This window comes from Oceanibium sediminis, from assembly GCF_003265325.1.
Classification (GTDB): Bacteria; Pseudomonadota; Alphaproteobacteria; order Rhodobacterales; family Rhodobacteraceae; genus Halovulum; species Halovulum sediminis.
The window spans coordinates 383,803-410,409 of the sequence record NZ_QGNX01000003.1; the positions used below are offsets into that span (position 1 = coordinate 383,803).

The window sequence follows — 26,607 nt, forward strand, 5'->3', positions numbered from 1 at the left end:
ACCCCACCGTTCCTGGCATAGGTCCGCCCCATGCGTCCATCATGCGCCGCCGCCCCTCATTCCGCCAGCCGCGCCTGCAGCGCCAGCAGGTCCGCCCAGGCGGCGCGCTTCTTCATCGGGTCGCGCAGCAGCGCGGCGGGGTGGAACATCGGCAAAAGCGGGATGCCGTTCCAGTCCTGCCACTGGCCGCGCAGCCGGGTGATGCCCGTTGTCGTCTGCGTCAGCGCACGGTTCGCGGGGTTGCCCATGGCGACGATCACCTTCGGCGCGGCCAGTTCCACGTGGCGGTGCAGGAAGGGGATCATCATCGCCAGTTCCGCGGTGGAGGGTTCGCGGTTCTGCGGCGGCCGCCAGGGGATCGTGTTGATGATATAGAGCGCCTCTTCGGGGCTTTCGGCGGTGCGCGACAGGCCGATGGCCGCGAACATGCGGTCCAGCAACTGGCCGGAGCGTCCGACGAATGGCCGCCCCTCGATATCCTCGTCCCGGCCCGGCGCTTCGCCGACGATCATCACATGCGCACCGGGAAGCCCGTCGGCAAAGACCAGGTTGCGCGCGCCCTTCTTCAGGGCGCAGCCGTCGAATTCGGCGATGGTGGCGCGCAGCGTGTCCAAGTCCTGCGCTGCGGCGGCGATATGCAGGGTCGAGGGGGTCTCGTCCACGGGGGCCCCGGCTGGTGCGGCCTCGGCGGGCGTTGCGCCCGGTTGTGGCGGCGTCTGTCCCGCCTGGGCGTAGCGGTTGACGGGCTCTTCGAGAATCGCCTCATCCGCCCCCATTTCCAACTGCCAGAGCAGGGCGGCGTAGGCGTCGGCATCCGAAAGGTCGGGGGCGGAAAGAGTCATGTCGCCATGATACTCCGCCGCGGGCGGCAGGACCAGCCTTACCGCCCGCCGCCGGTCCGCCGTCACATGGCCGTGCGCTCAGCGCGGTCGAGGTCCTGCACGCTGATCACCACGCTGCCGCGCCGATGCCGCCCCTCGACGTAGGTATAGGCGTCGGCCAGGTGCTCCAGCGGCCAGATCCGGTCGATCCTCGGCGTGATCTGCCCGCGTTCGACCATCCGCGCGATGTCCTGCAGATCCTCCTGCCGGTCGCTGTTGACCGCCAGAACCTGGCGCGGCGCGTCCTTGGCGCGGGGGGCAATGCCGCGCAGCAAGCCCAGCAGCACGTCGCACAGGCTGAAGTTCAGCGGCACGAAGCGCCCGCCCTTGCGCAGCATCCGGCGCGCGTCGCGAAAGCGCAGCGCGCCCACGGTATCGAACACGATGTCAAAGCGGGCCGGGCCGGCGCTGACATCTGTCACCGTGTAGTCCACGCAGTCATCCGCGCCGAGGCTGGCGAGGAAGCGCTGGCTATCGGGCCCGGCGACCGCCGTCACCTCTGCCCCCAGCGCCTTGGCGATCTGCACCGCGTAGGTGCCGACCCCGCCCGAAGCGCCGATGATGGCCACGCGCTCACCCGGCTTCAGCTTCGCGAGGTCGCGGAAGAAGACCAGCGCGCTGAGCGTGCCGAAGGGCAGCGCCGCCGCCTGCTGATCGCTCAGCGTGTCGGGGGTGGGGGCGATGCAGCCCTTGGCGTCGATCACCAGGTACTCGGCATGGGCACCGGCGCTGGCCATGCCGAACACCCGTTGGCCGGGGCGGAAGGCGGTGACCTTCTCGCCCACGGCTTCGACCACGCCGGCGAATTCCATGCCGAGCACGGGGCGGCGGGGGCGGAAGAGGCCGAACATCAGCCGCCCGATCAGGGCGAAGCCGCCGGGAAAATCGGCCGAGCGTGTCCGCCAGTCGGCGGCGGTGATGCTGCTGGCGGCGACCTTCACCAGCATCTCGCCGGGCTTCGGCTTCGGGCGGGGCAGGGTTTCAAGGGTCAGGACGTCGGGGCTGCCGTAGTGGCGTGCGGTCATGGCTTTCATGGTGTGTCTCCTGTGAAATACGGGTCTGGCCGATGAAATACGCCCTGCCTGAATGTATATGAATTGACTAAATATGCCGAGTTGATATGCGATAATGCATGGATTGGCGAGCGATCACCTTTGACTGGAACCGCGCGCGGGCCTTCCTCGTCACGGTTGAGGAGGGCTCGTTGTCCGCCGCGGCGCGGGCGCTTGGCATGGCGCAGCCCACGCTGGGGCGCCAGGTCTCCGCGCTGGAGGAGGAACTGGGCGTCAGCCTGTTCGAGCGGGGTGGGCGCGGGCTGATCCTGACCCCGGCGGGGCTTGAGCTGGTGGACCACGTGCGCGCCATGGGGCAGGCGGCGGGGCGCTTCTCGCTCGCCGCGACGGGGCGTGCGGAGCGGATCGAAGGCTCCATCGCCATCACGGCGAGCGAGATCTACTCCGCCCACCTGTTGCCGCCGATCATCGCCGGGCTGCGCCGCGCGCACCCCGGTATCACGGTGGAAGTCGTCGCCTCGGACACGTTGAGCGATTTGCACCGGCGTGAGGCGGATATCGCCATCCGCAACACCCGCCCGACGCAGCCCGACCTGATCGGGCGGATGCTGTGCGAGGATCACGGCGCGTTTTTCGCCACGCCCGACTACATCGCGCGCTCGGGCCCGTTCGAAACCCCCGCCGACCTGGCCCGGGCCGAGCTGGTCGGCCTTGCGCGCAACCACATGCTGATCGAGGGGCTGAACGCCCGTGGCATCCCGGTGACGGCGGACAATTTCCCCGTGCAGACCGGCTCGCACCTGGTGCATTGGAACATGGTCTGCGCGGGGCTTGGCGTCGGCATCGTGCCTGACTGGCTGGGCGACGCTGAGCCGCGCGTGGCGCGCGCCCTGCCGGGCAGCCCGCCCATCGCCTACCCGGTCTGGCTGATTGCACATCGCGAGGTGAATACCTCGCGCCGGGTGCGGCTGGTGTTCGACCTGCTGGCGGCTGAAATCATCGCGCGGCTCAGCGGCATTGCGACAGGCGCGGCGCTGGGCTAAGACCGCAGCGCTGCCGCCTGTCACGAAAGGCCCCCATGTTCGCGCACCCCCACCTCCTCGGGATCGAAGGGCTCGGCCCGCTCGATATCACCGCCATCCTGGATCGCGCCGAAACCTATGCCGAGGCGGCCCGTGCCGGCACCCCGCCAGAGCCGGTGCTGAAGGGCATGACCCAGATCAACATGTTCTTCGAGAATTCGACCCGCACCCAGGCCAGTTTCGAGATCGCCGGAAAGCGCCTTGGTGCGGACGTGATGAACATGGCGATGCAGGCGAGTTCGATCAAAAAGGGCGAAACGCTGATCGACACCGCCCTGACGCTGAACGCGATGCACCCCGACCTGCTGGTCGTGCGCCACCCCCATTCCGGCGCGGTCAACCTGCTGGCGAGCAAGGTGAACTGCGCCGTTCTGAACGCCGGGGACGGGCGGCACGAGCATCCCACGCAGGCGCTGCTGGACGCGCTGACGATCCGCCGCCGCAAGGGGCGGCTGCACCGCCTGACCGTGGCGATCTGCGGCGATATCGCCCACAGCCGCGTGGCGCGCTCGAACATGATCCTGCTCGGGCTGATGGAAAACCGCGTGCGCCTGGTCGGCCCGCGCACGCTGATGCCTGCCGGTGTGGACCACATGGTGGCCGAGATGACCGACGACATGAAGGAAGGGCTGAAGGACGCCGACGTCGTGATGATGCTGCGCCTGCAAAAGGAACGCATGGACGGCGGCTTCATTCCGTCCGAACGGGAGTATTACCACCGCTTCGGGCTGGATGCGGAAAAGCTGTCCTACGCCAAGCCCGACGCCATCGTGATGCACCCCGGCCCGATGAATCGCGGGGTGGAGATCGACGGCGTCCTGGCCGACGACATCAACGTCAGCGTGATCCAGGAGCAGGTGGAAATGGGCGTCGCCGTGCGCATGGCCGCGATGGAGCTGCTGGCACAGGCGCGCAAGGGGTGAGGCGATGAGCGCCAGCGACACCCCCACTGGCTGGGACGCCTTCCTTGAAGAAGGTGAGCGGATCCTCTGGCAGGGCCGCCCTGCCGCATTTCGGGATCGGTCTTGTCATCCTGTTCGGCGCGCTGGTCTGGCCCACATATGCGCGCCGGCGGACCTGGTACACGCTGACCGATCGGCGGGCGTTCATCGCGCGGGATCTGCCGTTCCGGGGCCGTACGCTGAAAACCTATCCGATCACCGCCGACAGCCCGATCGAGCATCAGCCCGGCACCCCCGGCACCGTGACCTTCGCGGTGAAGCGGAAACGCACCGCAAAAGGCGCAAAAACCCGCAAGATCGGGTTCGAGCGCGTGCAGGACGCCGAAAAGGTGTACCGCCTGCTTCTGGCGCAAACCCGGGGCCAGACCACATGAACCGCGATCGCACCGCCGCCGGACCGCGCCTGAGGGGGGCACCATGACCGTCACCACATTCACCAACGCCCGCCTGATCGATCCCGAAAGCGGGGAAGAAACCCTCGGCTGGCTGCGCATCGAGGACGGGTTGATCGCGGAGCGCGGCACCGGTGCGCGGGACGGGGTCGATTGCAACGGCAAATGCCTTGCGCCCGGGATCATCGACATCGGCGTGAAGATCGGCGAGCCGGGCGAGCGTCACAAGGAAAGCTACAAGACCGCCGGCGCCGCCGCCGCCGCTGGCGGGGTCACGACCATGGTGACGCGCCCCGATACGGACCCGGTGATGGACACGCCGGAAATGCTGGCCTTCGCCATGCGCCGCGCGCAGGACGCGGCCCCGGTCCACGTCCTGCCCATCGCCGCGCTGACCAAGGGGTTCGAGGGGCGCGAGATGACCGAGATCGGCTTCCTCGGCGATGCCGGTGCCGTCGCCTTTTCGGACGCCGACGCCGTGGTTCAGGATACACGCGTGCTGGCGCGCGCGATGACCTATGCCGCCGGGCTGGACGCGCTGATCATCGCCCACCCGCAGGAACCAGTACTGTCGCGCAAGGCGGCGATGACCTCCGGCCCGTTCGCGGCGAAACTGGGCCTGCCAACGGTCAGCCCCATGGCAGAGCGGATGCAGCTCGAGCGCGACCTGGCCCTGGTCGAGATGACGGGCGTGCGCTACCACGCGGACCAGCTGACCTGCGCCGCCTCGCTTAAGGTGCTGGCGCGCGCCAAGGCCGAGGGGCTGAAGGTGACGGCGGGCACCTCGGTGCATCACCTGACGCTGAACACGTTCGACATCGACGACTATCGCACCTTCTTCAAGGTCAAGCCGCCGCTGCGCTCGGAAGACGACCGCATGGCGACGGTGGAGGCGCTGGCCTCGGGGCTGATCGATATCGTCAGCTCAATGCACACGCCCCAGGACGAGGAAAGCAAGCGCCTGCCCTTCGAGGAAGCGGCAAGCGGCGCGGTCGCGCTGGAAACGCTGCTGCCCGCCTGCCTGCAACTGGTTCATGCCGGGCACCTGGACCTGCCGCGCCTGTTCCGCGCGCTCAGCCTGAACCCGGCGCGGCTGCTTGGGCTTTCGGCGGGGCGTCTGGCGGTCGGCGCGCCGGCGGACCTGATCCTGTTCGATCCCGATGCGCCCTTCATCCTGGACCGCAGCAAGCTGCGCTCGAAATCCAAGAACACGCCCTATGACGGGCGCAGGATGCAGGGCAGGGTATTGCGCACCCTTGTTTCCGGGCGGGAGGTATTTGCACGATGACATGGTTGATTGCCCTTTTCGGGGGATACCTTCTGGGCTCGGTTCCCTTTGGCCTGGTGATCGCGCGGGCCCTCGGGCTAGGGGATTTGCGCCAGATCGGCTCGGGCAACATCGGGGCCACCAACGTGCTGCGCACCGGCAACAAGGGGGCGGCGCTGGCCACGCTGATCCTGGACAGTGGCAAGGGCGCGGCTGCCGTGCTGATCGCGCAGGCGCTCTGGGGCGTGGAGGCAGCGGCGCTGGCCGGTGTGGGCGCATTCCTCGGCCATCTCTACCCGGTGTGGCTGGGGTTCCGGGGCGGCAAGGGCGTGGCGACCTACCTCGGCATCCTGCTGGCCATCGGCTTCTGGGCGGGGCTTCTGAGTTGCGCGACCTGGCTGGTCGTGGCGCTGTTGGGGCGGATATCCTCGCTTTCGGCGCTGGTGGCGTCCGTGCTTGCGCCGCTGTGGCTGCGTCTGACGGGGCAGGGGCCGGTCGTGGTCAGTGCCGCCGTGCTGATGGCGGCGCTGATCTGGTGGAAGCACCGGGGCAACATCGCGCGTATCCGCAGCGGGACGGAACCACGGATCAAGCTTGGCCGATAAGAGCTTGAGACAGGGTTGCGCTCTATCTACGCTCGGTTAAGAAACGGTTTACAGGCAGTGACATCAGGAATTCGACCAATGGGATTTGGCAAGGCGATCTTGGCGGCGCTTGAAGGCTTCATGGTTTTCAACGGCAGATCGTCGCGGGCGGAGTTCTGGTGGTTCTTCCTGTTCACGCTGATCGCGTCGCTGGTGGCCAGCATTCTCGAGATTTTCATCGACACCAAGATGATCTCCATCGGGGTGAACGTGGCTCTGTTCATGCCCCTGCTGACGGTGACCATCCGGCGGCTGCATGACACCGGGCGCAGCGTGAAATACCTGATGATCCTGCTCGCCCCGGTGCCGATGTGGTTCGTCAGCAGCAGCGCAGGGGCCCTGACGCAACTGTTCGTGATCGCCCTGCTGGGCCTGATCCTGTGCCTGCCAGGCCAGATCGGCGGCAACCGTTTCGGCCCGGACCCGCAGAACGCCCCGGATCTGGACGCGTTCTGAGCAATTGGTAGGTCGGGCGCTTTAGACGGTTTGGGGAAACCCTAGGCGTCGTTGCCTTGGAGGGATTTCTCCATCCTGAAGCGTCGCAGGGTCACGCCGTTTCGGGTGACGTCCTTCGCGTCGTGCACGGTCCATCCATGGCTTTCGAAGAAGGGGCGGGCAACCAGGCTCGCCGCTGCCGTCAGTTGGCGGGCGCCATGGGCCACCGCCCAATCCTCGGCGGCGCTCAACAGTGCACTGCCGACGCATTTGCGCGTCATGGCCGGCAGCACGAAGGCGAGGTCGATGTGGCCTGATGCATCGATCGTCATGAACCCGACCGGCGCGTTTGCCTCTGTCGCAATGAAGCCGTTGAGCGTTCTTGCACGTTCTTTCCAGGTGGGCAGGTCGATCACGTCCCCCGCCCAGGCGCGCCTTTCGTCGGCATTATAGGCGTCTTGCGTCCCCTCATGCACCGCGAGGAAGAATATCCGTGCAATATGGGCGCCGTCCTTGTCGCATAGCGGTCGTATCTCGATACTCATGCGCCGATCTTCGCTGTTCCGCGGGCGGGTATCGCCCCTTTCGCGGCCGCCGGATAGCGATCGCGCGTCCCGGGCTTTTCAGTTTGCGCCGAACGATCCGACGTGCTTGACGAGTCCGTCGGTGCTGAACGTGCCGCCGACTTCTACCGCTCCGGGCCCGTAGAACTGGCCTTCCATGGTGCCGCTACCGACAAAGCTGGACACGTTGGCCGTGAAGCCGGACCCGGACATCGTCCCGCTGCCGGTGTAGTCCATCGATGCTGCCGAACCCGTGGGGGCAAGAGTGTCAATATCGACAAACTCCGTGTTTGACGTCGCTATCGTGACCCCGGAGTTCCCGAAGTCCGCCACGATCTCGATATCGGAAACGGTGCCACCATATCCCGTCTCGTTCACCACGAATCCGGTTGCAAAACCATTGTACGTGGCTGTCAGATCCCCACTTGGCATGTCTGCGGCGGGCGTCGCGGATCCGAATGATCCAACGCCGACGGTGCCTGCGCCGGTATTGTACCCTGTCGCCCAAAGGCCGAAGGTCTGGTACTGGAACCCGGATGGGTCAGGATTGGCCACGACGATGGTGTCTTCGCCATTTGCGGTTTGCCCGGCGACCAGCAACCCGGACTCACTGAAGGCTGCGCCGGTTGCTTCATTGATGTCGATTGGGGCGTTCGTGTTCCCAACAACGATGCGAGTTGGAACGCCGTCCTTGAAGGTAACTTCGATGTACGCGTCGTCGTCGTCCAGGATCTGGCCGACGTCTATCGAGCTGGTCCCGAAATCAAACGTGTAGGCAGCGGATTTCGCCGCGCCTGTGAGCCGGACTGTACCGTCGCTTGGCGTGTTGACCCAGGACGTGAAGTCTTGCGGGCCGCTCGGAGCAGGGGCACCTGGCCCACCTTCGTCGCCACCACCGCTGCACGCTGAAATGAGGATTCCGCAGCAGAAAAGAAAAAGTATGTTTCTCATGATATCACCTATCTAAAATACTCAGAAAATAGGCGGGAAAAGTGCTTTAATACGCCGCCCGTTTTCAACTTCTTTTCAAGAGTTTGTCTGGGCGACGCGCCGCTGTCAAATGGCGGTGCCGCTTTCAATAAACGAACCCCGCCGCCCAGGTCGGGGCGTCGGGGAACTGGTATCAGGGTGGGATCGTTCGGAACGTTTCGGTCCCGCCCTAGTAGCTGTATTCCTTGTAGATCCGGCTCAGATCGCCGTTCCAGTCGCCATGGTAATGGGCCAGCAACTCGTCCGCCGGGGTCTGGCCCGTTTCCACGGTTTCGTGCAGGGCGTTCAGGAAATGGGTCTCATCCGCGATCAGCCCGCCTGCGCCGGGGCGCGCGCGGGTGGCGAGGCCCTCTTTCGCGATCCCCAGCACCTCGCGGGCGATGTCGTGCAGGCTGCGTCCGGCGATCTCCGCCTTCAGGCCCTTGACCGAGGCGTCGATGCGCAGCTGCTCGCGCTGCTCCGCGTTCCAGCCCTTGGCCACGTCCCAGGCGGCGTCGAGCGCGCCTTGCTCGTACATCAGCCCGACCCAGAAGGCGGGCAGGGCGCAGAGCCGCCGCCAGGGGCCACCGTCCGCGCCGCGCATTTCCATGTATTTCTTGATCCGCGCTTCGGGGAAGATCGTGGTCAGGTGGTCCGCCCAGTCCGACAGCGTCGGCTTCTCGCCCGGCAGGGCGGGCAGTTCGCCCTTCAGGAAGTCCCGGAACGACATGCCGAGCGCGTCGATATAGACCCCGTCGCGGTAGACGAAGTACATCGGCACATCAAGCGCGTAGTCCACGTAACGCTCGAACCCCATGCCGTCCTCGAACACGAAGGGCAGCATGCCGGTACGGTCGGGATCGAGGTCGCGCCAGATGCGGCTGCGCCAGCTGAGGTGGTCGTTCGGCTTGCCCTCGAAGAAGGGGGAGTTGGCGAACAGCGCGGTCGCCAGCGGTTGCAGCGCCAGGGCGACGCGGAATTTCTGCACCATGTCCGCCTCGGACGCGAAGTCCAGATTTACTTGCACGGTACAGGTGCGGCGCATCATCTGCGTGCCGTGGGTACCGACCTGCTCCATGTAGCGGTTCATCAGCTTGTAGCGGCCCTTGGGCATCAGGGGCATCTGCTCGTGGGTCCAGACCGGCGCGGCGCCGAGGCCGATGAAGCCCGCGCCGATCTCGTCCGCGATTTCCTTCACTTCGGCCAGGTGGTTGTTCACCTCGTCACAGGTCTGGTGGATCGTTTCCAGCGGGCCGCCGGAGAGTTCCAGCTGTCCGCCCGGCTCAAGGCTGATGTTCGCGCCGTCCTTGACCAGGCCGATGATGTTGCCGCCCTCGAGCACGGGGTCCCAGCCGAAGCGTTCGGACAAGCCGGTCAGCATGGCGTGGATCGAGCAGGCGCCCTCGTAGGGCAGGGGCAGCATCTTGGCGTAGCAGTAGCCGAACTTCTCGTGCTCGGTGCCGATGCGCCAGTCTTCTTTCGGCTTGCAGCCCGATTCGAGATAGCCGGCCAATTGGCTGTGGTCTTCGATCAGGCCGCCGCCGGACTGGGGTATGGACATGAGGCTGCTCCTTCTGGCTGGCGCGCGTGCCGTTTTCGGATACGCGGATGGCCTGCCCTGCGCAAGCAGGGACTGGTGCTCAGCGGTTTCCGGGGGGACGCCGCGGAAGCCCGGGCGGGGCCTTGCGGGACCAGACGGGCACGATGGACATCCGCCGCCGGTCCAGCGCGGCAAGGGCGGCCGTGATGTTGACGCCGGGCAGTGTCATCAGCACGTCCACCAGTTGTTCCGCGCCCTCAGCGGCCAGCGGCACGGCGACCGGCGGGCCGGCCTCGTGGTGCAGCCGCCAATGGGCGATGCCATCGCCGGAGGAGATCAGCTCGACCCGGTTCAGCGCGTCAAGATCCACGATGCCCCCAGTATCGGGTCCGAAATAGGCGATCTGCGCCTCGTCCACCTTGACGATCCCTGGCTCGGCCGTGGCGCGGCGAAAGCGCCCGCGCTGGCGTTCGGCCAGCAGGAATGTCGCGATGAGGCCGAGCGCCGCGCCCCCCGCCAGCGTCAGCAGCCAGCCCCCTGTCGCCAGTCCGCGCCACAGGACCCAGACGGCGAAGGCGATGGCCGCGGACCACAGCAGGCGGGGGCGGTTGCGGGACAGCGCGGCGCGGACCTCGGGGCGAATGAAGCTCATCGCGTGCCCCTTGGACCGCAGGGCGGGGCAAGGTGGGGAAGGGCAGGGCGGAACAGGGCCATCACCGCCAGTCCCCGAGCGCCATCTGCCACGCGCTCAGCGCCGCTGCCGCCGCCGTGTCCGCGCGCAGGATGCGGGGACCGAGGCTGACGGGCACCGCGAATGGCAGCGCCGCAAGGCGGGCGCGCTCGGCCTCGGAAAAGCCGCCCTCGGGGCCGATCAGGATCGCCCAGGGGCCATCGCCCCCCGAGGCGCGCAGTTGTTCCAGCGGGGAGGCGTGGCCGGCGCGGCTTTCGTCGCAGAACATCAGCCGCCGCCCCTCGGGCCAGTCGGCGAGCAGGCGGTCCAGCTTCTGCAGATCGCAGACCTCCGGCACGAAGGTGCCGCCGCATTGCTCGGCGGCCTCCACCGCGTGGGCCTGAAGGCGGTCCGTGCGGATCCGTTCGGAATTGGTGTGCGCGGTCTGCACCGGCAGGATGCGCGCAGCGCCCAGTTCGGTCGCCTTTTCGACGATGAAGTCGGTGCGCGCCTTCTTGATCGGCGCGAACAGCAGCCACAGGTCGGGCGGGTCCTGCTGCGGCGCGCTTTGGCGCTGCACCACGGCCACGACCTGGCGTTTGCCCGCCTCGGTAATCTCGGCCCGCCAGGCGCCGTCGCGTCCGTTGAAGACCGTGATCGCATCGCCAACGCCCTGGCGCATGACGCCAACCAGGTAATGCGCCTGGTCGCGCAGGATCAGGGCTTGCCCTTCCCCCAGCACTGCGTCCACAAAGAGCCTGATTTTTGCCGGACGTTCTGTCATAACCACTCCCATGTCTTCACCCGACCATATACAGGCCCCACCGTCGGACGGAAGGGTCGCGGACGCCACAAAGCTGAACTGGGTGGATCGATTCGCCCCCCGCGCCACTCGCCCCTACCTGAGGCTGTCGCGCGCGGACCGCCCCATCGGCACCTGGCTGCTGCTGACGCCCTGCTGGTGGTCGCTGACGCTGGCGATCGCCGCCGACCCCGCGAGCGCGGGGCTGGCGGACCTGTGGTGGGCGCTGGCCATGGCGATGGGCGCGTTCCTGATGCGCGGCGCGGGCTGCACCTGGAACGACCTGGCCGATCACAAGATCGACGCGTCGGTGGCGCGCACCCGCTCGCGGCCGCTGCCTTCGGGGCAGGTGACGCGCCGGGGCGCGGTCATCTGGATGTGCGTGCAGGCGCTTCTGGCCTTCGCGATCCTGCTGACGTTCAACAGTTTCGCGATCCTGCTGGCCTGCGCCTCGCTGGGATTTGTCGCGATCTATCCTTTCGCCAAGCGCTTTACCTGGTGGCCGCAGGTCTTCCTGGGCCTCGCGTTCAACTGGGGCGCGCTGGTGGGCTGGGCGGCGCATACCGGCAGCCTGGGCTGGCCGCCGGTGGTGCTGTACCTGGCGGGGATCTGCTGGACGCTGTTCTATGACACGATCTACGCCCACCAGGACAAGGAGGACGACGCGCTGATCGGCGTCAAGTCCACCGCGCGCCTGTTCGGCGAGGATACGCGCAAATGGCTGCTCGGCTTCCTTGTCGCCACCGTCACCCTGATGGCCATCGCCGGGCTGGGCGCGGTGATGCCGCAAGGGGGGCTGATCCCTGCGGTCATCGCGTTTTATGCAAGCTGGGCCTTCGGTTGGCACCTGACCTGGCAGTTGCGGCGGCTGGACATCGACGACAACGACATCTGCCTTATGCTGTTCCGCTCGAACTTCCGCGCGGGGCTGATACCGGCGGCGGGCTACCTGTTGGCGGCCCTTGCGGGGCTGTCAGCTTGATCCCCGCGCCGGCACGGCATAGGTTGCGCCACGCTTTCTGAACCGGGAGGATTGCGGTGACGAGCCGTGCTGCCATGACATTCGCCGCCGCGGCGGCCATTGCCGTTCTGGGCACGGCCACCCTGACGGCGCGCGCCGCCGTCGCCCTGCTTGAGGCGCAGGTGAAGGCCAAGGTCGCCGAGGCGCTGACCGAGAGCGACTCCTGGCTGACCCTGACGCCGAACGGCACTGTCCTGATCCTCAGCGGGACCGCGCGCGACAGTGCCGCGCAGATCGCCACGCTGTCGCGCATCGGCTCGGTCGCGGGGGGCATCAGCATCGACGACCGGACCGTGATCGCCGACGAACCCGTGGAGCAACGCCCTGTGCGCCACGTGGTGGGCCGTCACAGCATGGAGATCTTGCGTGACGGGGAAAATGTCACGCTGTTCGGTGAAATCCCCGCCGCCGACATGAAGGACCAGGCGCTGGCGCGGCGTATCTCGCGCGCGGTACCGGGGCGGCTGACCAACATGCTCGCCACCGGACCGGGCGAAGAGCACGCGCGCTGGGGGGATGTGACCGAGCTTGCGCTTGACGCGCTCGACGCGTTGGAGCGGGTCAGGATTAGCGTCACCCCCGACGAGGTCGCGGTGACCGGCACCGCGCCGGATGACCAGACCGCGGCAGAGGTGCGCACAGCACTCCAGGCGAAGAAGCCCGATGGCGTCGGCCTGCTGGTGACCATCGAAACGCCACGCTCGCTGATCTCTCCCTTCGTGTTCCGGGCCGAGCTGGGGGCCGATGCGCCGCTGGACGTGCAGGCCTGCAGCACCGAGACGGAGGCCGGGATCGTCGCGATCCTCGGCGTGGTGGAACCGGCGGGGGCGACCGCGTCCTGTGCGCTGGGCATCGGCGCGCCGTCGCCCGCATGGGACACGGCGGTGACCGCCAGCCTCAAGACGCTGATCGACCTTGGCGCGGGAACGCTGGACATATCGGATTCCGATATCGCGCTGGTCGGCCCGCAGGGCATGGAACCGGGGGCCTTTGAAAAGACCATGGCGGGCCTCTCGCGCGCCCTGCCGGACGGTTTTTCCCTGTCGGGAACGTTGCCGCCCCCGCCCGAGGTGGCCGCCAGCGACGACGTGGCCGCGCCCGCCCGCTTCACCGCGCTGCGCACCGAGGATGGCGCCGTGCGCCTGCGCGGCGACGTCACCGACGAAGTCTTGGGCGGCACTGTCAGCACGTTTGCCGAGGCGCAGTTCGGCTTTGAATCGGTGCTCAACGAAACCGCCCCCCGGCCGGGCTTGCCCGAGGGCTGGGCGCAGCGCATCTTCGGCGGGCTGGAGGCACTGGGCGCGCTGACCTCGGGGCAGCTCGAGGTGACCGAGGACATGCTGACCGTCGCCGGTTCCGCACCGACGCTGGACATCCGCGAAGACATCGAATCGCGCCTGCGCGAGCGGTTGCCGATCGGCGTGGACATCAGCCTGGAAATCTTCGAGCAGGAAGTGCTGGAGGTGGAACCGCAGCGCGAGATTCCCGTCGCGCTCTGCGCCGAGCAGATCGACCTGCTGCTGGCGAGCGCGACGATCACCTTCCCGCCCTCGGAAACGGAGATCGACGAAACCAGCCTGCCGATCATCGACCGAATCGCCGATATCCTGCGCAGCTGCCCCGGCGCGCGCTTTGAAATCGCCGGTCACACGGACAGCCAGGGGCGCGAGTCGAGCAACATGGCGCTCAGCCAGGCGCGGGCCGACGCGGTGATGGCGGCGCTGCTGCAACGCGATGTGAACATGGTCTTCCTCTATACCGAAGGCTACGGAGAGACGGACCCGATCGCCGATAACGACACCGAGGTCGGGCGCGCGCGCAACCGCCGGATCGAATTTCGCCTGATCGAGGACACGGCCGGCGACCCTGACAACCCGGTGATGCAGGCCGGGGTGGATGGGCCTGACAACGTCGATGCCGCGCGGCTTGAAAGCCCGACGACCATCGTCGTGCCCGCCGGGACCGATCCGGACTCCGTCCTGCCGCCATCGGCCCGGGACGCCGCCGAGGACCCCGAGGCCGAAACGGGGGACGACGCAACCGAAGGCGCCGCCCCGGAAGCCGCTGAGCCGGACGCCGCCGGTGCCGAGGCCACGCCAGAAGCCGCCGAGGCGATGGGCGAGGATGCGCCGCAGGAAACCGCCGCCGCCGGTACCGGGGACGGTGAGGACGCGCCCGGAGCGGACGTCACCCCGCCCGAGGAAGAGGGCGAGGCGACGACCGAAGATGCTTTGGAGACATCCGGCGACGAGTTGGAAGCCTCCGGCGATGAACTTCCCGAACAGGCCGAAGCGCCGGAAACGTCCGGCGATGAAGCCGATGCCGGGCAGGAGGGGGACGACGATCCCAACACTGCCGGCGACGCCCCCGCGCCCGAGGGCGACCCTGACCGTCTGCGCCCCCGCGCGCGCCCTGAATCCCTTGCCGAGGATGGCTGAAAATGGATCGCACCGAACTGACCCTGTTTGCGTCCCTTGCGCTGATCGTTGCCGTTCTGATCGGCTGGGGCCTGCGCTGGGTCTATGGCGTTCTGAACCCGCCCACGCCGCCCGAGCCGCTGGCCGACAGCGAGTGGGCGGAATACGCCAAGGCCTGCGAGGCCGCCCGTAACGAAACCGCCGCCAGGCTGGAGGAGGTCGAGCGCGATCTCAACAACCGCCTGTCCCAGGCCCAGGCCGAGTTGAGCGCCTCGATGGAGGCGCTCGGCGATGCCCGTCGCCGTGCCGATGAACTGGATGCCGAGCTTTCGGCCCTGAAGGACGCCAAGGCCCCGTCAGCCTGAGGCGTCAGTCCTTGGTCCAGCGCGCCAGCGCGCTTTCATCGGCGTCCCGCGCGTCCACCCAGTGCCCTTGATTGCCGCGCCCCTCCTTCTTCCAAAAGGGGGCGCGGGATTTCAGGTAGTCCATCAGGAACTCCGCCGCCGCGAAGGCATCGCCCCGGTGGGGCGAGGCGGTCACCACCAGCACGATCTGGTCGGCGGGCTTCAAGGCACCGTAACGGTGGATGATCAGGCTCACCTGAAGATCCCAGCGGGCGTTTGCCTCCGCCTCGATGGCGCTGAGGGCCTTCTCGGTCATGCCGGGATAGTGTTCCAGGGTCATATGCTCGATCGGCGCGCCCTTGGCGGTGTCCCGCACGAGGCCGGTAAAGGTGACGATCGCGCCGATGTCCGCCCGGCCCGCGCGCAGTGCGGCCAGTTCGGCGGAGATGTCGAAATCCCCGGCCTGGACCCGGACCGCCATCAGCCGCCCGTCATCGGCGGGAAGAAGGCCACCTCGCGCACCCCTGTGAGCAGAGCGTCGGGCGTGGACAACTCCTGGTCCAGCGCCACGCGGATGGCCTTCGGGTCGCTGAAGGCGGCCTCGTAGCGCGGCGCGCGGCTGCGCAGGTCCTCGATCAGTTCCGCGACGGTGGTGGCGTTCGTTTCCACCTGTTCGCCGGGCTCGCCGATCCGCTCGCGCACCCAGGCGAAGTAAAGAAGATCCAGCTTCACGAGCGTTCCTCCTTCAGAAAGGGCAGGGACTTCGTGTAGTAGTCTATACCCGTGATCAGCGTCAGCAAGGCCGCGCCCCAGAGCAGCAGGATCGCGATCCACTGCACTGTCTGGAAGATCCAGACCGTGGTGCGCAGCCCGAACTCATCCTCCATCGTGCCCGCCAGCACGGCAAGTTCCGCCTGCGGGCCAATCTGGTTGTAGATCGACAGGTATTCGTACTGCGCGATCCCGGCGACCAACAGGGCGGGAATCGCGAACATCTGGACGGTGGTCTTCCACTTGGCGAGCTTCGTCACCGCCAGCTTGCCCGCATCCGCGCCCAAGAATTCCCGCAGCCCGGAAACGAAAACCTCGCGAAACAGGATCAGCGTCGCGGGGATCAGCACCAGCGGCGCAAGCCCGCTGAGACCGATGATCACCGCCAGAGCGATCACCACCATCGCCTTGTCGGCGATCGGGTCCAACATCCGCCCGAAGCCCGAGATCTGGTTCCACCGCCGCGCCAGCCAGCCGTCAAGGTAATCCGTCAGCGCGGCGCCGATGAACAGCGTCATCGCCACCCAGTCCGCCAGCGGGCGGGGCAGCACAATGAAAACCAGCGCAAAGGCCGGTGCGGCGAGCAGGCGCGCGACGGTCAGAATGTTCGGAATGGTCCAGCGCATGACGCCCCCCTCTTTCGCCCCCGTTATGGCCGTGGGGCGGGGCGGGTGCAAGCTGCGCGCTTTGCCGCAGCGCGCCCGCCTCAGCCCTTTTCGTGGAAATGCGCGTAGATCGTTTCCGCCAGTGCCGCCGAGATTCCGTCGACCGCCTGCAAGTCCTGCAGGCCCGCCCGCGACACCGCCTTGGCCGAGCCGAAGTGCGAAAGCAGCGCGCGCTTGCGCGTCGCCCCGACGCCCGGCACATCGTCCAGCGGCGTGGCGCTGATAGCCTTGCTGCGCTTGGCGCGGTGGGCGCCGATGGCATAGCGGTGCGCCTCGTCCCGCAGGCGCTGGATGAAGTAGAGCACGGGGTCGCGGTGGGGCAGCGCCATGGGCCGTGCGCCGGGGCGGTGGAACTCTTCCTTGCCGGCGTCCCGCTCCAGCCCCTTGGCGACGCCCACGATGGCGATGTCGTCGACGCCCAGCTCCTTCATCACCGCCTCGACCGCCGAGACCTGGCCGGGCCCGCCGTCGATCAGCAGCAGGTCGGGCCAGGCGTCCGAGGCGCGCTCCGGGTCCTCTTTCAGCAGGCGGGTGAAGCGGCGCTCCAGCACCTCGCGCATCATGCCGAAGTCATCGCCTGGCGTGATCTCCTTCGAGCGGATGTTGAACTTGCGGTAGTGCGACTTCAGGAACCCTTCCGGCCCGGCGACGATCATGCCGCCGACGGCGTTGGTGCCCTGGATATGCGAGTTGTCGTAAACCTCGATCCGCTGCGGTGGCCCGTCCAGGTCGAACGCCTTGGCCAGCCCGTCCAGCAGGCGGGCCTGGCTGGCGCTTTCGGCCATCTTGCGGGCCAGCGCCTCGCGCGCGTTGCGCATGGCGGCTTCGACCAGCGTCGCCTTTTCGCCGCGCTGGGGCACCAGCAGCTCCACCTTCTTGCCGAGTGCGGCGCAGAGCGCCTCTGTCACCAGGTCCGTGTTGTCCACGGGGTGGCTCAGCAGCAGTTGCCGGGGCGGGGTCTTGTTGGCGTAGAACTGGGTGATGAACGCCTCCAGCACCTCGCCTGGCTCGGTTCCGGCGGACAGGCGCGGGAAATAGGCGCGGTTGCCCCAGTTCTGGTTCGCGCGGATGAAGAACACCTCGACGCAGGCCTGCCCCTCGGCCTGGTGCAGGGCGATGACGTCCGCCTCGCGCACGCCGGCGGGGTTCACGCCCTGGGTGGACTGCACGTGGGTCAGCGCGTGGATGCGGTCGCGCAGCGCGGCGGCGCGCTCGAACTCCATCGCTTCGGAGGCTGCCTGCATTTGCGCCGCCAGGTCCGCCTGCACCGTGGTCGTGCGCCCCTCCAGGAAGCGGCGGGCGTCGGCCAGGTCGCTGGCGTAATCCGCCTGCGAGATGCGGCCCACGCAGGGCGCGCTGCAGCGCTTGATCTGGTACTGTAGGCAGGGGCGGGTGCGGCTTTCGAACATCGAGTCCGTGCAGTTGCGCAGAAGGAACGCCTTTTGCAGCTGGTTGAGTGTGCGGTTCACCGCGCCCGCGCTGGCGAAGGGGCCGAAGTAGTCGCCCTTCTCGCGCTTCATGCCGCGATGCTTCTTGATCGCGGGAAAGGCGTGGTCCTTCGGGATCAGGATATTGGGAAAGCTCTTGTCGTCGCGCAGCAGCACGTTGTAGCGCGGCTTCAGCTGCTTGATCAGGTTCTGCTCCAGCAGCAGGGCCTCTGTCTCCGTCTCGGTGGAGAGGAACATCATCGAGGCGGTGTTCGCGATCATCCTCCCGATCCGCGCCGAATGGCCGGTCGGCTTGGCGTAGGACGACACGCGCTTCTTCAGGCTCCGCGCCTTGCCGACGTACAGGACCGCCCCTTGCGCATCGAGCATCCGGTAGACGCCGGGGCCGTTCCCGAGGCGCTTCACGTAGCTTGCGATCAGGCGATGCCCGCGCTGCGCGTTGGCGCTGCCCTCTTCCTCGAAGCCCGTATTTTCAGGAGCCTGGGGCATGTCTGCTCACCTTTCTGTGATTCCCGGCCGGGCTGCCCTCTCCGGGGGGTGATTTCAAGGATAAACCTTTCCACGATTCCTGTGGATAAGTGTGGGTATAAACATCGTGAGCGTTCACGAAAACCAGCGATACAAGGGCGATCTACGCTTTGCCCAAATTTTAGGCATTTTTTCAACTCATTGAAATTGCGGGAAATAATTTCTGTGTTGGGGCAAAATCCTGATTTCATTACACAATTATAACAGGTGTTAAGAGGGGACCGGGTCCGGTGGACAAACCGGGCCGGTCCCTGTCCCGGCAAGGGGCGCGAAGCGGCCGATACTGGCCTTATTCGACCCCCAGAACATCCGGTGTTCTCCATGCCAGATGCTGTCCGCCGTCCATGCAGAGCAGCTGTCCGGTCACGCCGGGGCTTTCCAGGAGGAATCGCAGCGCGCGGCGAATCTCCTCCGGGGAGGAGCCACGCTCAAGGATCGTGGCGGCGCGCTGGGCGGCGAAATGCGCGGCGCTCTGGCGTGCGCCCTGCATCGTCGGGCCGGGGCCGATGCCGTTGACCCTGATGTCGGGCGCCAGCCCCTGCGCGGCGGTCCGGGTCAGCGCCCACAGCCCCATCTTGGCCAGGGTGTAGGTCATGAATTCCGGCGTCAGCTTGCGCACCCTCTGGTCGAGCATGTTGACCACCAGCCCGCTGGCCACGGCCTCGCCCTGCGCATCCCGTGCGCCCTTGGGGCATTGCGCGGCGAAGGCCTGCGTCAGGAACAGGGGCGCGCGCAGGTTGCTGTCGATGTGGCGCGTCCAGCTCTCCGCGGTGGCGCTGTGAATGTCGTCATGCTCGAAGATGGAGGCGTTGTTGATCAGCACCGTCAGCGGCTGACCCAGCCCGTCGGCGGCGCGCGACACCAGCGTGTCCACCGCCGCGGGGTCCAGCAGGTCCGCCTGAAGCGTGATCGCCCTGACCCCGGCGGCACGGGCGTCGCGGGCCGTTTCCTCGGCGGCCTCGGCGCTTCCCGCGTAGTGGATCGCCACGTCGTACCCAGCCTCGGCCAGTTCCAGCGCCATGGCGCGTCCGAGGCGTTTGGCGGAACCGGTAATCAGGGCTGCGGGCATGTCAGGCTCCGTGGGTCAGGGGTCAGAAGAGGGTGACCATGTAGACTGCATAAAGCCCGAGGAAAGCCAAGCCGACGCCGCGCGACATGCGCAGTTTCCACAGCGCCAGCGGCGCGACCATCAGCGCCGTGACGAGCATCACCCAGACGTCCACCTTCAACAGGTGCGGATCCACCGCCAGCGGCCCGAAAAGGCTGGTCACCCCCATGATGGCAAGGATGTTAAGCATGTTGGAGCCGATCACGTTGCCGAGGATCACATCCGCCTGCCTGCGGATCGCGGCCATGACCGTGGTCGCCAGTTCCGGCAGCGAGGTGCCGATCGCGACCAGCGTGAGGCCAATCACCTCGTCCGAGACGCCGACCTGCAGTGCGATGTCGCGCGCCGCGTCCACAAGGATATCCGCCCCGATGGGCAGGCTGACGATCCCGATGGCGATATAGACCACCGCGCGCCACGTGGGGACGGAGGCGGCCTCGTCCGGGTCAAAATCCGGGTCCAGCGTGGCGCTGCGGGCGCGGCGCGCGGTGACCATCGTGTGCCCCAGCATGGCCGCAAGCAGCGCCAGCAGCACGAGCCCGTGCCAGATATGCATCGGGCCAAGGAACATCAGCGCGATGAGCACGACCGTCGCCGCCAGCATCTGAAGATAGCTTGAGCGCGTGTCCGAGGCCTTCGGGTCGATCCCGGCCATAACGGCGGGCACGCCGAGCACGAGCATCACGTTGGCGATGTTGGAGCCGACGATGTTGCCGAACGCAAGGCCCGGCGCATTCTCTAGCGCTGCCTTGATCGAGATCAGCAGTTCCGGGGCCGAGGTTCCGAAAGCCACGATCGTCAGGCTGACGATCAGCGCCGGCACGCCGAGTCGCAGGCTGAGAGCGACTGCGCCACGCACGAGGATGTCACCGCCAATAACCAGAATGACAAGACCGACAACGGCGAGCAGAATTTCCATGAAAACCTTCGGATCAGAATGCGCAGATCAGCGCGATTGGCAGGGACACGGCCCCGAGCCGACAATATAGGCGTTGCACTTGGGGCATTTCTTCGGGGCGGCAATCCGGTTCTTGCGCCGGAAATCCGGCAGTTTCGGCCAGCGCAACTTGCCGAATATCCCTAGGATGATGATGAAGATCAGGAAGAAGGTGACGGCCTTGATCATCACATCACAGCCCGTAACGCGACCAGAGCGCGCGCTCCTCGATGCCGCTCAGCGCTGCCGCGGCCGCGCCGGGCAGCCCGAAACGCGACAGAAGCGAGCGGCGCGGGCGGTACACCTGGAAGCGGACCTTTTCGCCGTACTTCTGCTTTATCACCGGCGCGAGGTGGCCCAGACCGTCGGCCAGGCCGACGTCCACCGCCGTCTGGCCGACAAAGATCTCTCCGCTGAACAGATCCTTGGTCGTGTCCAGCTTCGCGCGTCGACTTTGCACCTGGGAAATGAAGTTCTGATGAACCTGCGCCTGGATCGCCTTCAGCCGCACCACGTCTTCCTCGCGTTCGGGGCGGAAAGGGTCGAGCATGCTCTTGTCCTCACCCGCGGTATAGACGCGGCGTTCGATGCCGTAGCGCGCGATCAGCTCATGCAGCCCGAAGCTGGCGGAAATCACGCCGATGGAGCCGAGAATGGAGTTCGCGTCGGCGTAAATCTCGTCCGCCGCCGTGGCCAGCCAGTAGCCGCCCGAGGCCGCCACATCCTCGCAGAATGCATAGACGCGCAGCTGCTTTTCCGCCGCCAGCCGCCGGATCCGCGCGGCGATCAGCGCCGACTGGACCGGTGAGCCGCCGGGCGAGTTGATCTGCAACGCAACCGCCGTGGGCTTGCGGCGGAAAGCCCGCTCGATCATCTCCGCGGTGGCCGCGTCCGACAGTCCGCCGCTGCCCCGCGCGGCGGACGAGATCATGCCCTCCAGCCGGATGACGGAGACGACGGGCGCGCGGGAAAGCGGATTTCTGATCAGGACCATCTAGGCGATGTAGGGCGTTCGCGGCGGCGCCGCAAGCGGGCAGGGCATGATCTTTGCTTGACCGGGCCGGGGGGCAACAGCGTAGTGTCAGGTATGGATGACACCTCGCCCCGAAACGCCGGGTTCCCCGTGGCGCCGCCGCTGCTCAGGGTGGCCGCGGGACCCGCGAAGCATCGCAGCCTGTGCACGGATTGCGGGCTCAGCCGGGGGCCGCGCGCGAAGGATTGCGGGCGCGCCTGCCAGTTCATCCGCCCGGACTATCCCGCGCTGGAACTCCAGGTGCACGGAAGGGCCCGCCGCCGCAGTGGCGATGCCGAGCCCTGGTTCGGCCCGCTGCGCGCCATGTACCGCGCCCACCTGACCCCGCCCGCGCCGGGCGCGCAATGGACGGGGCTGACGACGGAACTCGCCGCGACGCTGCTGCGCGAGGGTGCGGTCGACGCGGTGATCTGCGTGGTGCCCGACCCCGCCGACCGCTGGGCGCCTGTGCCCGCGATCATCACCGATCCCGACGCCATGGCCGAGGCGCGGGGCATGCGCATGGGCTACGCGCCGCTGCTGGCGGCGCTGGAACCGGCGCGGGACGCGGGCCACCGGCGGATCGCGGTGATCGGCATTCCCTGCCAGGTTCACGCCCTGCGCGCCCTGGAGGCGGAGCTGGGCTTTGACGAGATCACCGTCATCGGCACCCCTTGCTCGGACAACACGACGACGGAAAACTTCCATGCCTTCCTGGCCCGCCTGACCCCCCGCCCCGAGACGGTCAGCTACCTTGAGTTCCGCGCCGACTACCGGGTGGAGATGCGCTTCGACGACGGCTCGCGCCGGTTCATTCCCTTCCTGAAGCTGCCCCTTTCCGACTTGCCGGCGGACTTCTTCCCGCTGACCTGCCGCACCTGCGTGGACTACACCAACGCGCTGGCGGACATCACCGTGGGCTACATGGCGGGCGAGGGGGAGCAGTGGCTGCTGGTGCGCAACGCCCGTGGCGCCGCGGTGCTGGAACGCCTGGCGGATCGCGTGACGCTGGCGCCCGTGGGCACACGCGGCAAGCGGCGTGGCGCGGTGAAGGGGTTCATCGCCAACACGGCCCGCGCGGCGGGGGGGCTGCCCTTGCGCCGGATACCCGACTGGGCCCGCCCCATCGTCGCCTGGCTGCAACCGCGCACCGGCCCGCGCGGGCTGGAGTTCGCCCGCGCACGGCTGGAGATGAAGGCGGCGGAGTCGGTGCTGCACCTGCGCCGCGCCGCGCCAAGGCGGATGAAGTGGATGATCCCGGCCCATGTCTGGGCGCTGGTCGCCCCCTACGGGCTGACCCCCCAGGACGGAGAGGTGGACGACACGGCCCGCTGACCTCCGTTTTGCGTCGAAATTGGAAACAATGTTATCGCATATAGCCACTTTGTTCCCGAATGCTGCGCTGATATCTATTCCTTGACCCGAACGAACAGAGGTATCGCCATGAGCTGGAATCCCGCCCTCGACCCGCATTGCCCCACCGGCAACGAGGTCGACAGCATCGAAACCCTGATCATCCCCCGCGCCCGCGATATCGGCGCGTTCGAGGTGCGCCGCGCCCTGCCCAGCCCGAAACGGCAGATGGTCGGCCCGTTCATCTTCTTCGACCAGATGGGCCCCGCCGAACTGATCACCGAAAAGGGGATCGACGTGCGCCCCCATCCCCATATCGGGCTTGGCACGGTCACCTACCTCTACGATGGCGCGATCATGCACCGCGACAGCCTTGGCCAGGAGTTGGAGATCACGCCCGGCGCGGTGAACTGGATGGTCGCGGGCCGGGGGATCACCCACTCCGAACGCTCCGCGCCCGAGCGGTTGCGCGCTGGCGAAAGGTCGCTCTTCGGCATCCAGACCTGGGTGGCGCTGCCGGATGCGCATGAGGATACCGACGCGGCCTTCCACCATCACCCCAAGGGCGCCCTGCCCCTGATCGAGGGTGAGGGCAAGCGTGCGCGCGTGATCATGGGCCACGCCTACGGCGAACGCGCCCCCGTCTCGACCTTTTCGGACATGTTCTACGTGGACGTGGTGCTGGACCCGGGGGCGGGCATTCCGCTGCCCGACGGGCATGAGGATCGCGGCGCCTATGTCTCCTCCGGGTCGGTCAGCGTCGGCGGGGACACGTTCGAGGCAGGGCGGATGATGGTGTTCCGCCCCGGCGACAAGGTTTCGCTGCACGCGGGGCCCGAAGGCGCGCGCCTGCTGCTGCTGGGGGGCGAGACGTTCAACAGCCCGCGCTACATCTGGTGGAACTTCGTCGCCTCCTCCCGCGAGCGGATCGAGGACGCGAAGGAGGCCTGGCGCAAGGGCGACTGGCAGAACGGCCGCTTCCACCTGCCCCCGAGCGACGATGCGGAGTTCATCCCCCTGCCGGAACGCTGAGCCCCTTTTCCGCGCTGCCCCCCTGTGGCACGAGGGGGCAGCAAGAGGGAGGCGCGCAATGCACAGACTACTCACCGAATTCGGCATGGGCACATCCCTGCGCCGGGGCGACTACACCGACGCCGCGAAACGCGCGGTGGAGGATGCGCTTTGGCACAATTCCATCAACCTGGCGGAACTGTTCGGCTTTCCCAAGGACGCGATGCGGATCAAGGTCGAAATCGGCGTGCAGCAGCCCGACCTAGTGGATGCCGGCGTGCTCGGCGCGCTCTTTCCCTACGGACAGCCCGAGGTGGTGATCGTGCACGGCGGCCTCGACATTCCCCGCCCGGAAGGGGAGGGCAACCCGACGATCATCGCCAACGCCGCCCTGTCGGTGTCCTTCGACATAGAGCGCAGGTCATGAGCGAAGGTCGGATCATCATCGAAATGGGCATGGGCAACGACCTTTTCGGTCAGGACTATACCAAGGCGGCGGCGCGCGCGATCGAGGATGCGATCCGCCACTCCTCGCTGCCGCTGTTCGAGGCGCTGGATATCAGCCATGATGACATGCGCGTCAGCGTCACCGTGGCCGTGGCCGAGCCCGATAAGGTGGACACCGCCGCGCTGGCGGAAAAGCTGCCCCGCGGCCGGGCCGAGGTGCGGGCCGTGAAAGGCGGGCTGAACGTGGTCAACGACGAGATCGGCACCACCATCGTGATCGCGACGGCCGCCGTCGAAGCCTTTCTGCCACGCCAGACCGGCTGGGCGCTGCGCGAAGAACAGGCGTAGCCCCGCCGCAGGGGGGTAGCGGCCGCATCGCGGGGCGGGCTGGGCAATAGCTTGCGTCCGCCCCGTCAGGATCAGTCGAGGACGCGGAACACCTCCCAATAGGTGGAGCCGGAGACGATCACCTCTCCCATGCGTTTGCCCCAATCCTCGTGCATCTTGATGCCGGCGATCTTGTCGAAGAAGTCCTGCAACTCGCTAAGGCCGTCGATCTCGAACTCGATCTGGACCGAGGATTCCTTCGCCCCGACCGAGCCGGACAGCATGCGCGCCTTGTCCATGTCGATGTCGGTCTGCTTGCCGATCTGCTCATCCCATTGCTTGCTGAGGGCGATCGCCTCCTGCTTGTGGCCGAATTTTGCATCGAAGTGCCAGCGTGCAATCATGGTCATCGTAAGTACTCCTCTGATCGTTACGCCTGAATACTACCACAGGCGCGTGGCGATTACGCGCCGTCATCTGTTTCGGCAGGTGTATTTACACGCCGGACAAGTGGCCCGGGTCGACGGGCCAGCAGGCCTGCTGCTACGGTCTGTCACAGGCCCGGCGTATTGGTGTGGGGGGAAACGGGCCTACTTCTGAGGGCATAATGGTTATAGGAGCAGTTCTGCCATGGACGCCCTGATGCTTGCGCGGATCCAGTTTGCCGCGAATATCTCGTTCCACATACTCTTCCCCACGATCACCATCGCGCTGGGATGGTTCCTTCTGTACCTGCGGGTGCGCTTCAACCGCTCGGGCGATCCGGCGTGGATGGCGGCCTATCGCTTCTGGGTGAAGGTCTTCGCGCTCAGCTTCGGGCTGGGGGTCGTGTCGGGGATCACCATGAGCTTCCAGTTCGGCACCAACTGGCCGGGCTACATGGAAACCGTCGGCAATATCGCCGGGCCCTTGCTGGCCTATGAGATCATGACCGCCTTCTTCCTTGAAGCGGTGTTCCTCGGCATCATGCTGTTCGGCTGGAACAAGGTTTCGGGCCGGGTGCACACGCTGGCGACCTTCCTCGTTGCCTTCGGAACCACTATGTCGGCCTTCTGGATCCTTGTGCTGAACTCCTGGATGCACACCCCCGCCGGGTACGAGGTGATCGACGGGCAGGTTTTCGCCACGGACTGGTGGGCGGTGATCTTCAACCCCTCCATGCCGTATCGCCTTGTCCACATGCTGATCGCGTCCTTCCTGACGGTCAGCTTCCTGATCGCGGGCATCTCCGCTTTGCGCTGGCTCTGGGGGGACCGCTCGCCCGGGCTGATGAAGGCGCTGCGCGCGGGGGTGTTCACCGCCGCCCTGCTGATTCCGGCGCAGATCCTTGTCGGGGACCTGCACGGGCTGAACACGCTGGAGCACCAGCCCGCCAAGGTCGCGGCGATGGAGGCGAACTGGGACACCGGCCCCAACGTGCCACTGGTCCTGTTCGGCATCCCCGATGAAGAGGCCCGCGAAACCCGGTTCGAGCTGACGATCCCCAACGGCGCGTCGCTGATCCTGACCCATCACGCGGACGGCGTGGTGCCGGGCCTGAACGACTTCGTCACCGAAACGGGCGAAGTGCTGCACCCGCCCGTGCTGCCGGTGTTCTTCTCGTTCCGCATCATGGTCGGCATCGGGCTGGCGATGCTGGCGGTGTCCTGGGCGCTGAGTTGGCGCATGTGGCGTCATGCCAATCCCGGCGTCTGGGGCGCGCGGGCGCTGGTGCTGATGACCTTCTCGGGCTGGGTTGCGACCCTGTCGGGCTGGTACGTGACCGAGATCGGACGCCAGCCCTGGCTTGTGACCGGAGTGTTGGACACGGCCACGGCGGCGGCGGATCACCCGGCGCCGATCCTCGGGCTGTCGTTGTCGCTGTATCTCGCGATCTATGGCGTGCTGCTGGCGGCCTATATCGGGGCGCTGCTGCACCTGGCGCGCAAGGCGACGCAGGGGCAGGACAAGGACCTGGACAAGGGTATCACCGGGCCGATGCCCGTACCGGCGGAGTAG

Annotated in this window: 30 protein-coding genes; 14 read left to right on the plus strand and 16 right to left on the minus strand. The window is 67.1% G+C overall.

Going from position 1 to position 26,607, the window contains the following annotated elements:
* Positions 1-56: 56 nt before the first annotated feature.
* Positions 57-842, minus strand: a complete 786-nt coding sequence (locus DJ029_RS10290) for a uracil-DNA glycosylase (protein ID WP_112322549.1) — start codon at positions 840-842, stop codon at positions 57-59.
* Positions 843-904: 62 nt separating this feature from the next.
* The gene (locus DJ029_RS10295) at positions 905-1,915 is read right to left on the minus strand and encodes an NAD(P)-dependent alcohol dehydrogenase (RefSeq protein WP_112322340.1); all 1,011 of its coding nucleotides are present in this window, start codon (positions 1,913-1,915) and stop codon (positions 905-907) included.
* Between the two features lie 98 nt (positions 1,916-2,013).
* Between DJ029_RS10295 and DJ029_RS10300 the strand changes: the two genes are divergently transcribed.
* From DJ029_RS10300 to DJ029_RS10325, 6 genes are all read left to right on the plus strand, one after another.
* Positions 2,014-2,937: a LysR family transcriptional regulator gene (locus tag DJ029_RS10300; protein ID WP_112322341.1), complete on the plus strand. Its 924-nt coding sequence runs from the start codon at positions 2,014-2,016 to the stop codon at positions 2,935-2,937.
* Between the two features lie 35 nt (positions 2,938-2,972).
* The gene (locus DJ029_RS10305) at positions 2,973-3,899 is read left to right on the plus strand and encodes an aspartate carbamoyltransferase catalytic subunit (RefSeq protein WP_112322342.1); all 927 of its coding nucleotides are present in this window, start codon (positions 2,973-2,975) and stop codon (positions 3,897-3,899) included.
* 44 nt (positions 3,900-3,943) lie between these two features.
* On the plus strand, positions 3,944-4,312 hold the full coding sequence (locus tag DJ029_RS10310) for a hypothetical protein (protein ID WP_112322343.1): 369 nt from the start codon (positions 3,944-3,946) through the stop codon (positions 4,310-4,312).
* A 43-nt stretch (positions 4,313-4,355) separates the two neighbouring features.
* The gene (pyrC, locus tag DJ029_RS10315; RefSeq protein ID WP_112322344.1) at positions 4,356-5,618 is read left to right on the plus strand and encodes a dihydroorotase; all 1,263 of its coding nucleotides are present in this window, start codon (positions 4,356-4,358) and stop codon (positions 5,616-5,618) included.
* Entirely contained in the window at positions 5,615-6,202 is a 588-nt protein-coding gene (gene plsY, locus DJ029_RS10320; protein ID WP_112322345.1) for a glycerol-3-phosphate 1-O-acyltransferase PlsY, read from the plus strand. Before pyrC ends, plsY begins: the two co-directional genes overlap by 4 nt.
* A 78-nt stretch (positions 6,203-6,280) precedes the next feature.
* A complete protein-coding gene (locus tag DJ029_RS10325; protein ID WP_112322346.1) occupies positions 6,281-6,697 on the plus strand; it encodes a DUF805 domain-containing protein in 417 nt (138 codons plus the stop codon).
* Between the two features lie 41 nt (positions 6,698-6,738).
* On the opposite strand, the gene DJ029_RS10330 is transcribed toward DJ029_RS10325, so the two are convergent.
* The 5 genes from DJ029_RS10330 to DJ029_RS10350 all read right to left on the minus strand — a co-directional run bounded on the left by DJ029_RS10330 (position 6,739) and on the right by DJ029_RS10350 (position 11,202).
* Positions 6,739-7,221 (minus strand): GNAT family N-acetyltransferase, encoded by a 483-nt coding sequence (locus tag DJ029_RS10330; RefSeq protein ID WP_112322347.1) that lies wholly within the window; start codon positions 7,219-7,221, stop codon positions 6,739-6,741.
* Between the two features lie 78 nt (positions 7,222-7,299).
* Entirely contained in the window at positions 7,300-8,190 is an 891-nt protein-coding gene (locus DJ029_RS10335) for a transferrin-binding protein-like solute binding protein (RefSeq protein WP_112322348.1), read from the minus strand.
* Positions 8,191-8,398: 208 nt separating this feature from the next.
* Positions 8,399-9,769, minus strand: a complete 1,371-nt coding sequence (locus DJ029_RS10340; RefSeq protein WP_112322349.1) for a glutamate--cysteine ligase — start codon at positions 9,767-9,769, stop codon at positions 8,399-8,401.
* A gap of 79 nt (positions 9,770-9,848) precedes the next feature.
* Entirely contained in the window at positions 9,849-10,400 is a 552-nt protein-coding gene (locus DJ029_RS10345; RefSeq protein ID WP_112322350.1) for a hypothetical protein, read from the minus strand.
* A 61-nt stretch (positions 10,401-10,461) separates the two neighbouring features.
* Positions 10,462-11,202, minus strand: a complete 741-nt coding sequence (locus DJ029_RS10350) for a 16S rRNA (uracil(1498)-N(3))-methyltransferase (RefSeq protein ID WP_112322351.1) — start codon at positions 11,200-11,202, stop codon at positions 10,462-10,464.
* Positions 11,203-11,212: 10 nt separating this feature from the next.
* Here DJ029_RS10350 and ubiA point away from each other — a divergent pair, with 10 nt between their 5' ends.
* The 3 genes from ubiA to DJ029_RS10365 all read left to right on the plus strand — a co-directional run bounded on the left by ubiA (position 11,213) and on the right by DJ029_RS10365 (position 15,023).
* The gene (ubiA, locus tag DJ029_RS10355; RefSeq protein ID WP_112322352.1) at positions 11,213-12,202 is read left to right on the plus strand and encodes a 4-hydroxybenzoate octaprenyltransferase; all 990 of its coding nucleotides are present in this window, start codon (positions 11,213-11,215) and stop codon (positions 12,200-12,202) included.
* Positions 12,203-12,276: 74 nt separating this feature from the next.
* Positions 12,277-14,679, plus strand: a complete 2,403-nt coding sequence (locus DJ029_RS10360) for an OmpA family protein (RefSeq protein WP_112322353.1) — start codon at positions 12,277-12,279, stop codon at positions 14,677-14,679.
* A 2-nt stretch (positions 14,680-14,681) separates the two neighbouring features.
* Entirely contained in the window at positions 14,682-15,023 is a 342-nt protein-coding gene (locus tag DJ029_RS10365) for a hypothetical protein (protein ID WP_112322354.1), read from the plus strand.
* Positions 15,024-15,027: 4 nt separating this feature from the next.
* Here DJ029_RS10365 and DJ029_RS10370 read toward each other — a convergent pair whose 3' ends face one another.
* The 8 genes from DJ029_RS10370 to DJ029_RS10405 all read right to left on the minus strand — a co-directional run bounded on the left by DJ029_RS10370 (position 15,028) and on the right by DJ029_RS10405 (position 21,453).
* The gene (locus DJ029_RS10370; protein WP_112322355.1) at positions 15,028-15,483 is read right to left on the minus strand and encodes a molybdenum cofactor biosynthesis protein MoaE; all 456 of its coding nucleotides are present in this window, start codon (positions 15,481-15,483) and stop codon (positions 15,028-15,030) included.
* Positions 15,483-15,728, minus strand: a complete 246-nt coding sequence (gene moaD / locus DJ029_RS10375; protein WP_112322550.1) for a molybdopterin converting factor subunit 1 — start codon at positions 15,726-15,728, stop codon at positions 15,483-15,485. Before moaD ends, DJ029_RS10370 begins: the two co-directional genes overlap by 1 nt.
* A 2-nt stretch (positions 15,729-15,730) precedes the next feature.
* Positions 15,731-16,399 (minus strand): CDP-diacylglycerol--glycerol-3-phosphate 3-phosphatidyltransferase, encoded by a 669-nt coding sequence (gene pgsA / locus DJ029_RS10380; RefSeq protein WP_112322356.1) that lies wholly within the window; start codon positions 16,397-16,399, stop codon positions 15,731-15,733.
* Between the two features lie 80 nt (positions 16,400-16,479).
* Positions 16,480-18,375 (minus strand): excinuclease ABC subunit UvrC, encoded by a 1,896-nt coding sequence (gene uvrC / locus DJ029_RS10385; RefSeq protein ID WP_112322357.1) that lies wholly within the window; start codon positions 18,373-18,375, stop codon positions 16,480-16,482.
* Between the two features lie 328 nt (positions 18,376-18,703).
* Entirely contained in the window at positions 18,704-19,483 is a 780-nt protein-coding gene (locus DJ029_RS10390; protein WP_112322358.1) for an SDR family oxidoreductase, read from the minus strand.
* 22 nt (positions 19,484-19,505) lie between these two features.
* The gene (locus tag DJ029_RS10395) at positions 19,506-20,441 is read right to left on the minus strand and encodes a calcium/sodium antiporter (RefSeq protein ID WP_112322359.1); all 936 of its coding nucleotides are present in this window, start codon (positions 20,439-20,441) and stop codon (positions 19,506-19,508) included.
* 27 nt (positions 20,442-20,468) lie between these two features.
* Entirely contained in the window at positions 20,469-20,648 is a 180-nt protein-coding gene (locus DJ029_RS10400) for a thymidine kinase (protein WP_112322551.1), read from the minus strand.
* A 4-nt stretch (positions 20,649-20,652) separates the two neighbouring features.
* Positions 20,653-21,453 (minus strand): S49 family peptidase, encoded by an 801-nt coding sequence (locus DJ029_RS10405; protein ID WP_112322360.1) that lies wholly within the window; start codon positions 21,451-21,453, stop codon positions 20,653-20,655.
* Positions 21,454-21,546: 93 nt separating this feature from the next.
* Between DJ029_RS10405 and DJ029_RS10410 the strand changes: the two genes are divergently transcribed.
* From DJ029_RS10410 to DJ029_RS10425, 4 genes are all read left to right on the plus strand, one after another.
* A complete protein-coding gene (locus tag DJ029_RS10410; RefSeq protein ID WP_112322361.1) occupies positions 21,547-22,806 on the plus strand; it encodes a Coenzyme F420 hydrogenase/dehydrogenase, beta subunit C-terminal domain in 1,260 nt (419 codons plus the stop codon).
* A 108-nt stretch (positions 22,807-22,914) separates the two neighbouring features.
* A complete protein-coding gene (locus DJ029_RS10415) occupies positions 22,915-23,856 on the plus strand; it encodes a pirin family protein (protein ID WP_112322362.1) in 942 nt (313 codons plus the stop codon).
* Between the two features lie 58 nt (positions 23,857-23,914).
* The gene (locus DJ029_RS10420) at positions 23,915-24,262 is read left to right on the plus strand and encodes a Lin0512 family protein (protein WP_112322363.1); all 348 of its coding nucleotides are present in this window, start codon (positions 23,915-23,917) and stop codon (positions 24,260-24,262) included.
* A complete protein-coding gene (locus tag DJ029_RS10425; RefSeq protein WP_112322364.1) occupies positions 24,259-24,630 on the plus strand; it encodes a Lin0512 family protein in 372 nt (123 codons plus the stop codon). The genes DJ029_RS10420 and DJ029_RS10425 overlap by 4 nt, the downstream gene beginning before the upstream one ends.
* A gap of 71 nt (positions 24,631-24,701) precedes the next feature.
* Here the strand turns inward: DJ029_RS10425 and DJ029_RS10430 are convergent, their stop codons facing one another.
* Positions 24,702-25,019 (minus strand): hypothetical protein, encoded by a 318-nt coding sequence (locus DJ029_RS10430; protein ID WP_112322365.1) that lies wholly within the window; start codon positions 25,017-25,019, stop codon positions 24,702-24,704.
* Between the two features lie 220 nt (positions 25,020-25,239).
* On the opposite strand from DJ029_RS10430, the gene DJ029_RS10435 reads away from it, so the two are divergent.
* Entirely contained in the window at positions 25,240-26,607 is a 1,368-nt protein-coding gene (locus tag DJ029_RS10435; protein ID WP_112322366.1) for a cytochrome ubiquinol oxidase subunit I, read from the plus strand.